The sequence below is a fragment of the Virgibacillus subterraneus genome, from assembly GCF_900110695.1.
Taxonomy (GTDB): domain Bacteria; phylum Bacillota; class Bacilli; order Bacillales; family Amphibacillaceae; genus Lentibacillus; species Lentibacillus subterraneus.
In genome coordinates, this window is the sequence record NZ_FOEH01000005.1 from 59,625 (window position 1) to 75,538 (window position 15,914).

At 38.8% G+C, this 15,914-nt stretch carries 13 protein-coding genes; 7 read left to right on the forward strand and 6 right to left on the reverse strand.

Translation table 11 applies throughout. From position 1 onward, the window contains the following. Positions 1-30 precede the first annotated feature (30 nt). Positions 31-1,014 (forward strand): ring-cleaving dioxygenase, encoded by a 984-nt coding sequence (locus BMY13_RS14225; RefSeq protein WP_092505359.1) that lies wholly within the window; start codon positions 31-33, stop codon positions 1,012-1,014. Positions 1,015-1,444: 430 nt separating this feature from the next. Here the strand turns inward: BMY13_RS14225 and BMY13_RS14230 are convergent, their stop codons facing one another. Continuing rightward, positions 1,445-3,649 (reverse strand): bifunctional 2',3'-cyclic-nucleotide 2'-phosphodiesterase/3'-nucleotidase, encoded by a 2,205-nt coding sequence (locus tag BMY13_RS14230; protein WP_483887703.1) that lies wholly within the window; start codon positions 3,647-3,649, stop codon positions 1,445-1,447. Between the two features lie 199 nt (positions 3,650-3,848). On the opposite strand from BMY13_RS14230, the gene BMY13_RS14235 reads away from it, so the two are divergent. The 3 genes from BMY13_RS14235 (at position 3,849) to BMY13_RS14245 (ending at position 7,701) form a co-directional block, all read left to right on the forward strand. After that, entirely contained in the window at positions 3,849-4,253 is a 405-nt protein-coding gene (locus BMY13_RS14235) for a secondary thiamine-phosphate synthase enzyme YjbQ (protein WP_092494013.1), read from the forward strand. Positions 4,254-4,335: 82 nt separating this feature from the next. Continuing rightward, positions 4,336-4,683 carry a bacillithiol system redox-active protein YtxJ gene (gene ytxJ, locus BMY13_RS14240; protein ID WP_092505361.1) on the forward strand — a complete coding sequence of 116 codons (348 nt, stop codon included), beginning with the start codon at positions 4,336-4,338 and terminating at the stop codon, positions 4,681-4,683. A 264-nt stretch (positions 4,684-4,947) separates the two neighbouring features. Then, on the forward strand, positions 4,948-7,701 hold the full coding sequence (locus BMY13_RS14245) for a UPF0182 family membrane protein (RefSeq protein ID WP_092505363.1): 2,754 nt from the start codon (positions 4,948-4,950) through the stop codon (positions 7,699-7,701). Between the two features lie 104 nt (positions 7,702-7,805). Here BMY13_RS14245 and BMY13_RS19960 read toward each other — a convergent pair whose 3' ends face one another. The 3 genes from BMY13_RS19960 to BMY13_RS14255 all read right to left on the reverse strand — a co-directional run bounded on the left by BMY13_RS19960 (position 7,806) and on the right by BMY13_RS14255 (position 10,484). After that, positions 7,806-7,928, reverse strand: a complete 123-nt coding sequence (locus BMY13_RS19960) for a hypothetical protein (RefSeq protein ID WP_281243716.1) — start codon at positions 7,926-7,928, stop codon at positions 7,806-7,808. Between the two features lie 79 nt (positions 7,929-8,007). Beyond that, the gene (locus BMY13_RS14250; protein WP_175476819.1) at positions 8,008-9,000 is read right to left on the reverse strand and encodes a sodium:calcium antiporter; all 993 of its coding nucleotides are present in this window, start codon (positions 8,998-9,000) and stop codon (positions 8,008-8,010) included. Between the two features lie 566 nt (positions 9,001-9,566). Then, positions 9,567-10,484, reverse strand: coding sequence for an aldo/keto reductase (locus tag BMY13_RS14255; RefSeq protein WP_092505367.1), 918 nt, complete (start codon positions 10,482-10,484; stop codon positions 9,567-9,569). 224 nt (positions 10,485-10,708) lie between these two features. Here BMY13_RS14255 and BMY13_RS14260 point away from each other — a divergent pair, with 224 nt between their 5' ends. Beyond that, entirely contained in the window at positions 10,709-10,897 is a 189-nt protein-coding gene (locus BMY13_RS14260; protein WP_092505369.1) for a hypothetical protein, read from the forward strand. 730 nt (positions 10,898-11,627) lie between these two features. Here BMY13_RS14260 and BMY13_RS14265 read toward each other — a convergent pair. Beyond that, complete coding sequence (locus BMY13_RS14265) at positions 11,628-13,229, reverse strand: catalase (RefSeq protein ID WP_092494019.1); 1,602 nt, start codon at positions 13,227-13,229, stop codon at positions 11,628-11,630. A gap of 451 nt (positions 13,230-13,680) precedes the next feature. Here BMY13_RS14265 and BMY13_RS14270 point away from each other — a divergent pair, with 451 nt between their 5' ends. Then, positions 13,681-13,890 (forward strand): heavy-metal-associated domain-containing protein, encoded by a 210-nt coding sequence (locus BMY13_RS14270; RefSeq protein WP_092505371.1) that lies wholly within the window; start codon positions 13,681-13,683, stop codon positions 13,888-13,890. A gap of 84 nt (positions 13,891-13,974) precedes the next feature. Next, a complete protein-coding gene (locus BMY13_RS14275) occupies positions 13,975-14,685 on the forward strand; it encodes a Crp/Fnr family transcriptional regulator (RefSeq protein WP_092505373.1) in 711 nt (236 codons plus the stop codon). Positions 14,686-14,799: 114 nt separating this feature from the next. Here BMY13_RS14275 and BMY13_RS14280 read toward each other — a convergent pair whose 3' ends face one another. After that, positions 14,800-15,771, reverse strand: coding sequence for an AEC family transporter (locus BMY13_RS14280; RefSeq protein WP_175476820.1), 972 nt, complete (start codon positions 15,769-15,771; stop codon positions 14,800-14,802). Positions 15,772-15,914: the final 143 nt, after the last annotated feature.

A 15,914-nucleotide genomic window follows, 5' to 3' on the forward strand; every position in this document is an offset into this window, starting at 1 on the left:
TTACAGCCACAAATATAGGAGGAATTTTAAATGAATGGTTTGAAAGGTATGCATCATGTCACTGCCATAACAAGCAGTGCAGAAAAGAACTATGAATTTTTCACATATGTGTTGGGAATGCGTTTGGTGAAAAAGACCGTTAACCAGGACGATATCAAAACATATCATTTATTTTTTGCGGATGATAAGGGAAGTGCAGGTACGGATATGACTTTCTTTGATTTCCCTGGCATTCCAAAAGGGTCACATGGAACAAATGAGATTTCTAAGACATCATTTCGTGTACCAAGTGATGCGGCACTGGATTATTGGGTGAAACGTTTTGACCGGCTGGAAGTAAAACACTCCGGAATTAAAGAGCAATTTGGTAAAAAGATACTTCCTTTTGTTGATTTTGATGATCAAAATTACCAACTGATTTCAGATGAAAATGATAATGATAATGGAGTTGCTGCAGGTACTCCTTGGCAAAAAGGTCCAATCCCATTAGATTATGCTATAACTGGGTTAGGGCCAATCTTTGTTCGTATTGCTAATTTTGATTACTTCAAAGAATTGATGGAAAAAGCCCTTCTATTTAAAGAAATAGATCATGAAGGTTCTTTTCATTTATTTGAAGTAGGCGAAGGAGGAAATGGTGCACAGGTTGTCGTAGAGTATAATACAGTTCTACCGCAGGCAAGACAAGGTTTTGGGACGGTTCATCATGCTGCATTCCGTGTTGAAGATCGTTCAGTGTTAGATGAATGGGATAAACGAATGAGAAGCATAGGATTCCAGACATCAGGCTTTGTTGATCGATTCTTCTTCGGGTCACTGTATATCAACGTGGCGCCACAGATTTTATTTGAATTTGCCACAGAGGGTCCAGGTTTCATGGGTGATGAGCCTTATGAAACGCTTGGAGAAAAACTATCGTTACCTCCAATGCTGGAACCAAAACGTGAAGAAATCGAAAAAATGGTTCGCCCAATTGATACGGTAAGAAGTACAAAAGAATTTACGAAAGAATAATTAAAAGCATTAAAAAGCCCTGTCATGGAATCAATCCATAACAGGGCTTCTTTACTCTTTAGGAAACTATAAAATTTAAGTGCTGTGTATAACTGGAATCCCGAATCAGCCACGTCCAGCTCCGACGTACTAGTGCCGGTGACGCCACAGGACGTGGCGTTCTCACCGGCCAGCGCCTAGCGCCTAGTGGACTTCCCTCCCCGTGTCTACGATTAAGAAATAAAGGATGTTCGACTAAAACCACCACATCCTGTGGCAACGTCGAACTACCCCACGTCCTGTGGGGCAGCTTACGCTCTTCGTGTATCCTTTATCTCAGGGAAAAGGAAGATCGACTAAGACCGCCGCTTTGCGCGGCAACGTCGACCTACCCGCGATACGCGGGCACAGTCCATACGGCGCTGAACAGGCGCTTGCGCTTTTGTGCCTCTCACTGCCAGTTGTTAATAAGCTCATCAGCAGCGTTATTCAAGTCTTCCTTTGCATCTATTGTAATAAATTTATTCATTGCTTTGTTATTCAAATGCTTTAAGAATCCTTCTGCTTTTTTAATCGCCTGTTTTTGATGATCTTTATCCAATTGGTGTTCCGCTTGTTTCAGTTTATTCGTTAGCTGAACGGCCAATGGATGGTCGATTTCACCTGCTTGTTTCAAGTCCGCAACGTTCTGCTGGATAGATGAAAGCGTTACGGGCTTAGATAAGTCAATGGTATATTTGGCAAAACCATTTGTTCCTTCACCGGAGTAGCTAATATTCCCGTCTGGCTTAGTGAATTGCTGTGCATCCGGTGATGACTGGAATGTCAGCTTCGGATTGCCATCAATTGGTGCAAATGACCAATTCCCGTCAGCTGAAGGATCAATTGTTCCGTTTTCCTGAATATACTGGATAACCGCCTGACGGTTTTGTACCTGTGGAGATAGGACAATTTGACTTCCATCTAAGTTAGGGAAGTTACCGCCTCCACCAGCACGATAGTTATTCGTTGCAACAAGAAACTCCTGCCCGTCATTTACTAGTTCACCATTAAATTGCAGATTTACAATCCGTTGTGCATCCGGGTTAATCAGCTCACCGTCATTGTTATAACGGGATGGTTCAGTCACATCGACTTCATAAGTGACGCCATCAATTATATCAAAATTATACGTTGAAAAATCAAGATCAACTAATGACTGCTGTTCTGAGGCAGCTGGATCAACCTGATTAAATTGCCCGGCAGACATTTCGAGCCATTGACGAATTTGCTCCCCGTTTAGTTTGACTACTTTCAAGGTGTTCGGATAAACGTAAAGGTCAGCCACGTTTTTAATAGCAATTGGACCTTCTGGTATATACGTGTAATAGTTAGCTCCACTTCTGCCACCTGCTTTAAATGGTGCAGCTGCTGACAGGACTGGTAACCCTTCATATTCCGTTCCTTCTACTGCGTTTTCCGTATACCATTTCTGTGCATTGGATACGATTTGTACGGATGGATCGTCCTTAACAAGCGCGAAATAGCTGTGAATCGGTGCAGTTGTTTCACCTACTTCAGAACGTACATAATCTAACGTTGCCTGATGTTCTTCTGAAACAGCATCAATGATTTCCTGATCTGGCTCGACAAGCGCTTCACCTGTTTCTTCGTCGTAAATGGACCGGACTTCCGCACTGGAATCAATCACATCCCAGTCTTCTCCATTTTTTTCGAGTTTCAGATCAATGAATCCCATGTGGTTCCCCCAAAAGCCTGCTTCTACAGATGGAACACCGTTAATTGTCCCCTTTTCCAGGTTCACACCGGGAATTCCTGCAAATGACTCGCTTGGAAAAGCTTCATGAGCATGGCCGAACAGAATCGCATCAATGCCCTCTACTTCCGTTAGATTGTAAGTAGCATTTTCTTCTCCTTTTTGCAGTTCAACTGAGCCAAGTCCAGAGTGAGGGATTGCTACAATGATATCGGCGCCTTGTTCCTTCATCTCCGGTATAAACTTTTGAGCTGTTTCATAAATTCCCTTGGTAATTACTTTTCCTTCCAGGTTAGTGCTATCCCATTGCATGATTTGTGGTGGAACAAAGCCAATTACCCCAACGTCAACGGTTTGGGTATTGCCATTTTCATCTTCCACTTGCTTGTCTATAACTTTGTATGGCTGGAAAAAGTTTTCGTCGTTAGTTGGGTCGCTGTCACCATCATCATAGTAGACGTTTGCATTTATATAGGGGAAGTTAGCATCGTCAATGGATTCCTTTAAGTAGTCGATACCATAGTTAAATTCATGGTTCCCAATATTTGCGGTGTCATAATCTAAGAGGTTCATTGCTTTGTAGACAGGATGGACTTCTCCCTCTTCAAGACCGTTTCTAGCAACGTAGTCTCCAAGTGGGTTGCCCTGAATTAGGTCGCCGTTGTCAAACAACATATGGTTCTTCGCTTCACTACGAGCCTGTTTAATAAGTGTTGCTGTCATAGCCAGACCAAATTCATTAGTTGGCTTGTCCTGATAATAGTTGTAGTTAACAAGATTAACATGGATGTCCGTTGTTTCCATAAGTCTCATGTTGACTATACTGTTATCAGTTGTTGCCGCATGAGAAGAATTATTTTCACCTAGCGGATTAAACAGAATTAACGCTGTTAAAAATATAAAAGAGAACTTTACTATTTTTTTATTACCCAAAATTGTAACCCCTTTCAATATATTGTTACTTATTAGATTAAAGGAATGTTACATTTTTTAAAATAGTCTGATTGTTGGGGGTCGAATGAATCAGCTGGCCATATTTGAAACTAATCATCTTTTAAGCTATTTTTAGTTATAAAGGCGTAAAAAAGGAGGGATTGATTTGAGTAAAACACTTACTTTTACTATTGTCACGAAAGCTAAACAGTCGTTTACCGAGTTGGATCGTTATTTGGACGAAGCGCTAACTGAAAGTGGTATTCAAGATGGAATAATGATTGTCTACTGCCCACATACGACTGCAGCGATTACGATTAATGAAAATGCGGACCCAGATGTGAAGACTGATTTAAAACTGGGGCTTGATGAAACATTTCCAAATAAATCTGCGTATGTGCATATGGAAGGGAATTCAGATGGACATATGAAGTCTTCTGTTGTTGGGGCGAATGAAACATTAATTATTTCAGAGGGTAGGCTAATTTTAGGGACCTGGCAAAGTGTCTATTTTTGCGAATTTGACGGTCCAAGGACAAGGACATTTCATGTTAAGATGATAGAAGGATAGCTGAATTCAATTACTAGTTAATACCCCATTCATCAAGTACAATGACACTAGTTGTAATTTATAACAATATGGAGGAATCACGATGATTGAATTAAAAGAACTGCAATCCAACGAAGAATTGGAACAAGTATGGGAGATTTCTCAGCAAAATCCCGTTCTCTTGTTTAAGCATAGCACGACATGCCCAATCAGTGCTGGCGCCTTTAAGCAATATCAATCGTTTTTGGAAGCATCCGATGAAAATCTTGATGGATATATCGTAAAGGTGATTGAAAGCAAAGATATCTCCAATCAGATTGCGGCCGAAACAAATGTAAAACATGAATCACCGCAGATTTTTTTGATAAAAAACAAAGAAGTATTATGGCATACCGCCCATTCAAAAATAACAGCTGACTCTATAAGCAGAGAGCTTAAGAATGCAGAATAGAATCGATGTTAACTGCTGCAGTATTGATAAAAAACTGTGGCAGTATGCATCGAGCTAACAATGATACAATAACCAATTTATCCACTCTATTATCATCATTCATCCTCGAGATTATTAAACTCGCTATCTTTTGAAATCATTTCTAGAATCCGTATCTGGGAATATAAGTATTATAGGAGTAATGTAGAACAGTATAATTTAATCTTGCTATGTGGTGTATCATCATAAACAAGGAAATAATGTGAATATCAGGGGGACACAACTTTGGATACTAAAGGAAGTATTAGTGAAGAACAAAAAGAAAAATGGAAAAAGCGTTTGAATTGGATTGGCTACATATTAGTTGGTATTATTTTGATTATCATTGTAGGTTTAATAGCTAATCAATGGATTATAGATTATATCTGGATGGGCTCGCTTGGATTTGAAAATGTGTTTACTACCATACTGGGAAGCAAAGTATTGCTTGGCATAGTAGGGTTTCTATTATTTGCGGCGGGCACCTTCTTCACGTTGTTTTGGATAAGGCGATCGTACATTAATCAATTTGATAGCAGTCAATTGTCACAGGTAATAGTTGATCGCAAAAAGAGCTTATTGATCATCGTTGGAATATCCATTCTGATAGGTCTGTTTGGCAGTAGTATTACACAAGGGTTTGGCTGGGAACGTACACTTAAATATTTAGAGCATGTTTCTTTCGGACAAACGGATCCCTATTTTAATCTAGATATTTCATTCTATATGTTTGTTTTACCATTTCTAAGATTCATTGTTTATCTCTTGTTGGGATTAGGTGTTTTTTTCTTAGTGGCAGAAGTTGGGGCTTATTCAGTTTACAACATGTATCGGTTAAACCGCTCTGCTCAATTGCAACTTGGATTGACCCTTGGTTTTATAGGACTGCTGTTAGCAGGTATTCACCTTTTGGCTCCGTATGGGACGCTTTTGACAAATCAAGTGAATTTATTTCAGGAAAGCGTTGTGTACGGTTTAAGCTACACGGACGATATTATCAACATTCCTAAGTCATACGTGTTGGCTGCCGCTGCAGTTATTGCAACAGTATGGATGATTGTAGCTCTTGTTCGGGGAAGGCTAAGTTCAATCGTAGTTCCAATCGTTGCATATATTGGATTAGTAATTGTAGGGCAGCTGACATCTATTGTTGTTCAGAACTTTATTGTGTCCCCGAGTGAGTTTTCAAAAGAAAGTCCTTACTTGGAGCATAATCTGTCCTTCACAAGAGCTGCCTATGACTTGGATGAAATGAATGAAAAGCAACACCCGGGAAATGAATCATTAAGTGAGGCGATGGTAGAACGAAATAAGAAAACGGTAGACAACATACGAATGAATGACTCAAGGCCACTGCTAGACGTTTATAACCAAAAGCAAACATTTCGTACTTACTATGAGTACAATGATGTCGATATTGACCGTTATATGATAGACGGAGAGTACCAGCAAGTATTCTTAGGAGCAAGGGAATTAAATACAGATGATCTTCCATCACAAGCAAAAACTTGGGTCAACCAAAACTTAAGGTATACACATGGTTATGGAATTGCGATGAGTCACGTTAATAAAGTGACACAACAAGGTCAGCCGGAGTTTATTGTAAATAATCTTCCGCCAAAAGGTGAGTTGGATGTAAGCCGTCCGCAAATCTATTTTGGAGAAGAGCCTTATCAGAATGTCATTGTTAATAGCGGAGTTGATGAATTTGATTACCCTTCAGGAAGTGAGAATGTCGATACTCGCTTTGATGCAGATTCGGGAATTCCTTTAGGTGGAATCAACCGATTTTTATTTGCATTAAACGAAGGCTCATTTCGCATGTTTGTATCCGACCAAGTAACAAAGGACAGTCAATTGCTGGATACACGAAATATTATGGAACGTGTCAATCGAATCGCGCCATTTTTTAATTATGACGAAGATCCTTACATTGTTGTCCGCGATGATGGAAGTCTTGTATGGATTATTGATGCATATTTAACGGCAGAGCGTTACCCTTACTCTGAGTCATATCAGGGAAATGTTAATTATATAAGAAATTCTGTCAAAGCAGTTGTTGATGCATATACAGGTGAAGTGAATTTTTATGTAACAGAACCAGATAACCCTTTATTACAAACGTATGTAAACATGTTTCCTGAGCTATTTACTAGTGAAGCTCCTGAAGATATTAAAGCTCATTTTCGATATCCTGAAAACTTGTTTTCTATTCAGGCTTCTATGTATGGCACATACCATATGACAAATTTAGAAGTATTTTATAATCGTGAGGATTTCTGGCAGTTTCCAACGGAGAAATATTTTAATGAAGACACTGAAATGGAACCTTACTATATTACTATGAAATTGCCTGATCAAAATGAGGAAGAATTTATTCTGATGTTACCGTACACGCCGAAAAACAGGCAAAACATGATTTCCTGGATAGGCGTTCGTAATGACGGAGAACATTACGGTGAGATGTTTGTATATCGTTTTCCAAAACAAAAAAACGTATATGGTCCTCAACAAATTGAAAACCGAATCAATCAGGATAGTGATATTTCGCAGCAATTGAACTTATGGTCACAAGGTGGGTCACAGGTAATACGAGGGAATTTGCTGGCTCTTCCAATTGAAGATACTATTCTTTATGTCGAACCAATTTACATTGAATCTTCCAATGCAACATCTCTTCCTGAAGTGAAGCGAATTGTAATGGCATATGGTGACAATATTGTAATGGAGCGAACTTTTGATGAAGCGCTCGACGAGATGTTGAATAAAATTAACCCGGAACGTCAAAATGAAGACCAAGCAGAAGAAGAGGACGAAGGAACAGAGGAAGTGGATGAAAATACAGATGACCCTTCACAGGAGATAAATGAAGCAGAAGAAAAACTGCGACAGTTTGGTGACTTATTTAATGCCTATCAAAAGGCAATGTCTGAAGGGAACTGGGAAGAAGCGGGAAGGATTATGACTGAAATTGAGAACCAGTTAGCGGAACAAGAATAGCTTGATAAAAAGGATCTCCAGCGCGGAGATCCTTTTTTAGCAGTTAAGAAAGTACTGTATAAGTGCAACTAAGGTCGATAAGCCATGTTTTATAATGTATTAACTTAGTTATTAATCGCTGGATTATTAGCTTCGTTCAAGATTTTTTCTGCCAGCTTCACCTGTTGTTGAACCTTGCTAAATCCTGTTTGATCTTCCTTGAGCCTTTTCCACAGCAAGTTTCGCATTATTTATATATCCCATAACTGTCCTCCTGACTTTATTAACTAATTTTCCATATAGGAAATTTTTATTCGTCAAGGAAATTCATCCTAAGATGTAAAAGGCAGAAAAAATTAGGTATCCTGCTACAACAATTAGTGAAGGTGCAATATATGTCATTGTATTCCGTGTATTATCACGCTTTAAAATGCTAATTACAATTAATGTCAGTATGAATCCTGCGGCCGCAGTAGAGATGTGCTGTCTGGATGCATCGGCCCACAAGCTGTCACTTCGATAGAAAATATCGGCAATTGGAATGACAAAAACATTGAAAATGTTTCCCCCAAGTATAGTGCCGATTGCCAGGTTAACATTTGCAACCCGAAGCGCGACTAAAACACTAACTGCGTCTGGTAATGAAGTTGTAGCCGCTATTAGTATACTACCTATCGCACTTGCGCTAACACCACTTGACTGTGCAATAAAATCGCCTGATATTGATAAGGAACTCCCTGCTGCAAAAACAATTAATGAAAATAATATGAATCGAATAATGGTCTTCTTTATAGAAACAGCAGTTTTTTCTGTCTCCTGAGGAGCTGTTTCCTCTTCATGGATCTCTTGTTGGTGTTTTAACGATATAAGCCAAAGTCCACCTAAATAAACAACTGCAATTGCGATGCTTGGCAGTCCAATACTGATAAATTCCTGGTTTAAGTTAAAATAAAGTGACAGGATAATAATCGTGCATAAAGTCAATCCTAAAAGTCCTGTGTAAAAGTGGTTATTTGACACCTTTAGAAATAAACGCTTCTTACGAAAATATATATCAAAAAGGAATAAGGCAAATATGTTAAATGTAATGCTTCCTAGACCGTTTCCTACTGCGATGTCGGCATTATCGATGACTGCTGCTGAAATTGTGGCGGTTAATTCAGGGAGTGATGTTGCGACAGCAAGCAATACTGTACCTACAACAAGCCCACCAGCCTTTGTTTCTCTACTAATTATATCGGCATAAGTTGCCAAGCGAATAGCTGCAAGTACAGATACCGCCGCTGCAATACTAAATATAATGGTTGATGTAAGTAGCAAAAAGTAGCTCCTTTCATATTGCTTAATCATATATACCCACTAAATAAAGCACATAATCATAACATGAAAAAGGATCTCCAGCACGGAGATCCTTTTTTAGCAGTTAAGAAAGCAATATGGCTGCCGAGTGCGCAGCCACCATCTATCATGAAAATTTGAGATTTTTGCGGACACCAAGGACCTTATTTGTTACAAATCCCCTCTATTAACCATGATATATGTGAAATAAGGGCTTCTGTGTCCGGATAACTTCGAAAAGGTGACTTTTTTATCGAAATAGCGTCTCCTATGTCCGCTAAAAAATAAAAGGTTTAGAAAAAATTTATTTCAGAAAACCTCCGTGGCTCCGCAATGCGCAGCAACCAACTTTTATGAAAATGAATTTGTAATAGAGCTAGAGGGGTGTATTTATACAAAAGTAGAAAAAATTTCTTACTGCATAAGTGCAACTAAGGCATTCCCAATTATGGTTTGCACTCCAAAGTATAAACGGTTTTTAAAAAGCAAAGTACGCTTTCATAAGAATCCCTTTCACGAATGCCAAGCTTTTTGATTTCATAAGGAAGTTATGGAAGTTCATTTCCTGCTGCACGATAAATTTCATACCATTCCTCTCTTGTTAGGTCGATATCAGATGCCTCGGCTATTCCTGTTAAACGTTCTGGGTTCATAGTACCGACAATTGGCTGGATATTTGCAGGATGCCTTAGAATCCATGCTATAGCAATAGCGGAGTCAGTCACCCCTTTTTCATATGCTAACTCTTGAAGTTTTGCATTTATTTCCGGGAATTCATCATTTCCAATAAATGCGCCTTCAATCATTCCATATTGGAAGGGTGACCAAGCCTGAATCGTCATATTGTTCAGGCGACTGTATTCCAGAATACTGCTGTCTCTTACTGTTGCTGAGTTATTTTTCATATTTACATTCAGCCCTGCATCAATCATGCCAGTATGCATGATACTGAATTGAAGCTGGTTTACAATTAAGTCTTGCTTTAGGTATTTCTTAAGCAGTTCAATTTGCATTGTATTCTGGTTGCTCACACCAAATCGGCGTACTTTACCACTTTCTTTTAATCGTGTGAATGCCTCGGCAACTTCTTCTGGTTCAACCAATGCGTCAGGTCGATGTAGCAGTAAAATATCGATAAAATCGGTGCCTAGTCGTTGCAGACTATCATCAGCAGATTTTAGTATATGTTCTTTGGAGAAATCAAAATAACCGCTGCGAATTCCGCATTTTGTTTGTAATACCATTTCCTCGCGATTAGCAGGCGATAATTTAAGTGCCTCAGCAAAGACTTCCTCAGATTTTCCATCACCATAGATATCTGCATGGTCAAAGAAGTTAATTCCTAAATCTAAAGCATTATTGATTACGTGTTTTGCTTTCATTGGGGTAAGATCATTCATGCGCATACAACCTAATCCTATTGTGGATACTTCTAAGTCACTGTTGCCTAATGTGATTTTTTTCAAAAAAGCACCTCTTTTCTTTTATTAAGTCTATTTTAACATTCTTAAATGATTGACAGGGAAGATAGTGCTTTATCTAATTCGAGTTTCATCCTAGAGGCGTAAATTCGCTACTTTGATAGCAGGGGTTATTTGTGTCTAATTATCATCCCATGTACCGATGACTGAAAGCTAGTTCTAAAGGTATGATTAATACAGAAAATAACACAAACAGGGAGGCATAAATAATGGATTTCAACGTAAATGTTCTCGAGTATGAGATTAATAATTATAAAGCACAGACAGAAAAAGTCGCAAATGCAAATTGCAGATTTGATAATTCACCAAGTACTTATCAAGTAAAACCAAAAAGAAGACGATCGCTCAATTCTTTTGTTCGGCAGTTAAGAAAATATAAATCCTTCCTTACTGCATAAGTGCATCTAAGGCTTATCTATATGATAAGCAAAGCTTTCTAATATCGCAGCCAAGTAAGCAATGCTGTTAACTTCATCTAGAAAAACCTCCAACGCTCATTACTTCGAAAAAAGAAAGGTTTATCCATCAATGATTACTTCTAATAAAGAATAAAAATACCTGCTCATCCAGTTAAGGAGGTCAGTTAAACACTAATATCAATGTAAATAACAAACCAATCAGCATATCTTTCGACAGCATATTAGCACTATAAGCAGCAAGAAAAAAAGCTCAGAATTTATTCTGAGCTTTGCATATTGACCTTACTTCAGCTAAGGATACCCGCTAGCATTCTGGTGCTTATTCGCTAGACAGGCTGGTGTTCACGGATTTGGCGGAGCCTCATTCCGTTATTTCCTTAAAAACGCCTATTTTGATCGTGTTATGTAATCCTCATTCCGCTATTCACCCTAATTAGCCACTTTTTTCATTGTTATTGGATAAATAACGGAACCAGGAACCGTTTCAACCTTCTAGAACAGCTTTCTTACCAATTTAGCGGAACCACGATTCACTTCATTGGTTTGTGGATTCATATTCTGCTCGCTTAAACCCCTCATTCCTGTATCATTCAAAATAACAATTATATATCAACAAAAAAATAAGTGCGATGGAGACTTAATAATCGCTGGGAAGACTGAATCCGAGCCTTCCCTAGCTAATACGGTCAGCGCACCTCACAGCACTCAATTAATACGGGTCAGCATCATGTGATTTTTTGACAGCTTCTTCAGGTGCTTTCTCACTATCTTTATTTCCAAGCGGGTTTTTACTTGTCCCCCCTGTCGTCATTTTGCTTGTCTCGGCTAATCCTTCTCGAAGACGGCGACCGTATTCTTCATCTGCATCTTCTGCAAGTGCTACCATTTTATCCTGGATTCGCTGGTCACATTCTGAAATATCACCGACAAGGTTAGCTATTAACTCATCTCTTTCCCAATCTTTGAACATACGATATGTTTCACCAGCTTGTTTTGTATTACTTTGGCGGTCAATTGGTTCTCGAACGAGGTTTCCTTCAACTTTTGGTGTATATTCCTTTCCAATCTGCTTTGCTTCTTTTAATCCGCCAAGCGTTGATGGTTCGTAATTAACGTGCGGATTTTTCCCTGATGAATTTTCTGGTTCATAGCGCATTTGTCCGCCTTCATGGTTTGTAGCCACTCTTTTTTTAGCAGCATTAATTGGTAATTGTAAATAGTTAGCTCCGACACGATATCGTTGCGTATCTGAATAAGAGAATGTCCGGCCTTGCAGCATTTTATCATCTGAGAAATCAAGACCATCTACAAGAACTCCTGTGCCAAATGCAGCCTGTTCTACCTCAGTAAAATAATTCTCCGGGTTTTTATTTAATACCATTTTTCCAACAGGTAACCATGGGAATTGGTCTTCGGGCCAGAGTTTTGTATCATCAAGCGGATCAAAGTCTAATTCAGGGTGCTCATCATCGCTCATAATTTGTACGTAAAGCTCCCATTCAGGGTAATCACCATTTTCAATTGCATCATATAAATCCTGGGTTGCATGGTTGAAGTTTGTGGCCTGGATCTCGTTTGCTTCTTTAACTGTCAGGTTTTTGATGCCCTGTGTCGGTTCCCAATGATACTTAACAAGAACAGCTTCTCCGTCGTTGTTCACCCATTTATACGTATTGACGCCAGACCCTTGCATTAACCGATAATTAGCTGGAATTCCCCATGGTGAATAAACAAACGTAACCATATGGAATGATTCAGGGGAGTTCGAGCAAAAATCGAAGAACCGTTCGCTATCTTGAATGTTTGTTACTGGGTCTGGTTTAAATGCATGAATCATATCTGGAAACTTGATTGCATCACGAATAAAAAAAATTTTTAAGTTATTACCAACAAGATCCCAGTTACCATCTTCCGTATAAAATTTAACAGCGAACCCTCGTGGATCACGTAATGTTTCCGGGGAATGTCCCCCGTGAACAACTGACGAAAAGCGTACAAAGACAGGTGTTTGCTTTCCTTTTTCCTGAAATAATTTAGCCCTCGTATATTTCGATACGGGGTCATCTCCAGCTGTTCCATATGTCTCAAAATAACCATGCGCACCTGCTCCCCGTGCGTGAACAATACGCTCTGGAACTTCTTCTCTATCGAAGTGGCTTATCTTTTCAATGTAATCGTAGTTCTCCAATGTAGAAGGACCGCGATTTCCTACTGTTCTTATGTCCTGATTGTTTGTAACAGGATGTCCTTGTCTGTTCGTTAATGTATCTTCGTTTTCAATATTTGTTTGATTCTTATGTTTATCATTCATTCGTTATCTTCCTCCATTCAAATTCACTACAGTTACGTTGTCCATAATTATCCTATTTATGAGTTTTTTAAGTACTAAAGAGTATAAAAGTTGGCAGTTATATATTTAGGTTACACAGCTCCTAGCGCCTAGTGGACTTCCCTCCCCGTGTTTACGATTAAGAAATAAAGGATGTTCGACTAAAACCACCACATCCTGTGGCAACGTCGAACTACCCCACGTCCTGTGGTGCAGCTTACGCTCTTCGTGTATCCTTTATCTCACACGGGAAAAGGAAGATCGACTAACACCGCCGCTTTGCGCGGTAACGTCGACCCACCCGCAGCGCTGAGCACAGTCCATACGGCGCTGAACAGGCGCTTACGCTTTTGTTCAAAAATTGATTTGCATCAAGGTAATCGATGGTATAACAGCTTATAATGAAGATATAAACAAGGAGGGAGTAATTAAAATGAAAACAATTAAATTTCAATTAGAACCATTAACATGTCCATCATGCATCAAAAAGATTGAAGGTAAAGCAGGAAAAATGGAGGGAGTTGAAGAAGCAAAAGTCATGTTCAACTCCAGTAAAGTTAAGGCAACATTTGATCAGGATAAGGTGACTTCAGAAGACTTGAAAACAACCATTGAGAAACTAGGCTACCCGGTTGTGTCTTAATAATTCAGGACTGCTCTTTATTTAACGTCCTCTGTTATAATGTAGTTAGAGAAATTATTTTGAATTGTTGCGGAGGCGGAAAAAATGAAGGGCGATAGTTTTGAACATAATGAGTCTGCCAAAAAACTTTGTGTTTCATTGGTGCCGATTTTTAACCATCTTGATCATTCAGAGCAGGTTGATGTGGCCAAAACAAGCAGAAGTAAAACATATGAAAAAAAGGAAATTATTTTTCAGGCTGGAGATCCGTCCGAATATTTATATATTGTGCATCGGGGAAAAGTTAAAATTTATAACCTATCCGAGTCGGGGAAAGAACAATTGATCCGAATATTAAATCCGGGAGATTTTATGGGAGAATTATCTGTCTTTACGGATGAATTGCTGACTAGTTACGCAGAAACCGTCGAACGGACAGAGATTTGTGCTATTCATAAAAATGATTTACAGGAATTTCTTGTCGAAAAGCCGACAATCTCCTTTAAAATTCTTGCAGAAAGCAGCAAGCGGCTGAAGGATGCTGAAAAGTCAATTGAACGGTTAAGCTCGCAGGATGTTGAGAAGCGGCTGGCATCTTATTTAATGGAACAGGTAGAGAAAAAGACGAATTCAGGGGCTGCATCTGAAATTATTTTGCCAATGAGTAAGAAGGACCTCGCTTCTTATATAGGAAGTACACAGGAAACGCTTAGTCGCCGATTAACCAGTTTTGAAGAAAAAGGCTGGATTAAGCAAACGGGTCAGCGAAAAATTAAACTCATTGATATGGAAGCGTTGCAGGACATTGTTGAATAATGGCATAGATTGCCCATCAGATTATATTACAAAATAAAAGTTAGCGGATATATAGGTGTCCGCTAACGATGTTATTTATTTAATTTCCCTTTACTGCTTGAGCGGAAGAACGTTCTATCCAACAATTAAAATAAGGAATATCGAGATTGTGATAATTGAAATCAGAGTGGTAGCGAGTATGTATAACGGTACTTGCTTAACCAAAGTATTATATTTTTCTGCAAAGACGTATACAATTGCCCCAGTTGGTAAAGCCGAAAGAATAATAATCGTAGTTGCCCATAAATTGTCGTCGATTGGAAAAACAATATAAACGAAAAAAATAGCCAGTAAAGGCAAAAATATTAATTTCAAGCTTAATAGCGTGATAAATTCAGATACATTGTACTCTTTATTTTTTAATATGCTTCGTTCACCTGACAGACCCAGACCCAGAGCAAATAAAGCAGTGGGACCTGCAGCAGGACCAAGTACCTCTGTGAATACATAGAAAGATTCAGGCAGTGGGATTTCTAAAAAGGCTACGATAATCCCAAATACTAATGAGGCGTTAATTGGATTTAACAGAATAGGCTTTACGATAGACCCAAACATAGGAACGATTTTCACCTTTCTACCATTCTTGGTATTTATCGCTTTTGCTGCTTCAAAGAAAACGATAATAAGTGTAATAACTGTTAGGTCGTATATAAATGTTGCGATTGCGGCTGGTATTGCAGCTTCTTGTCCAAACGCAGCAATTAATAAAGGGATACCGAGAAATCCTGTGTTTCCGTAAGTGGTAATCATGCCATACATCGTCACCTCAGGGAACTTCTTTTTAAAGATAAATTTAAATATAGCTACGGTCACGACAAAGCAAATTAAAGTAATAACTAAATTTATAATAATAAAATTTGTATTCGTGATTTGCTCAATGGGTGCAGTAGATAACGAGAAAAATAGTAACGCTGGGAGTGCAAAGTAATACACGAAATAGTTCAAAGATGATGTACCATGAGTTGGTAATAAGGAAAGCCTTCCAGCTAAGAATCCACATAAAATGATAGCAAAAATCGGTATGACTACCTGAAACATCGTCCCCATCAGTTCCCCCCTAATGCTAGAATACATAGCATTTTCCATCGTAACATAAATGATTAGTATGCCGTTATCTATAATCTTCAATTTTGTCAGAATTTTATTGACCAAGGTGGTCTAACGTGTTAATCTGAAGTCGACCGACATGG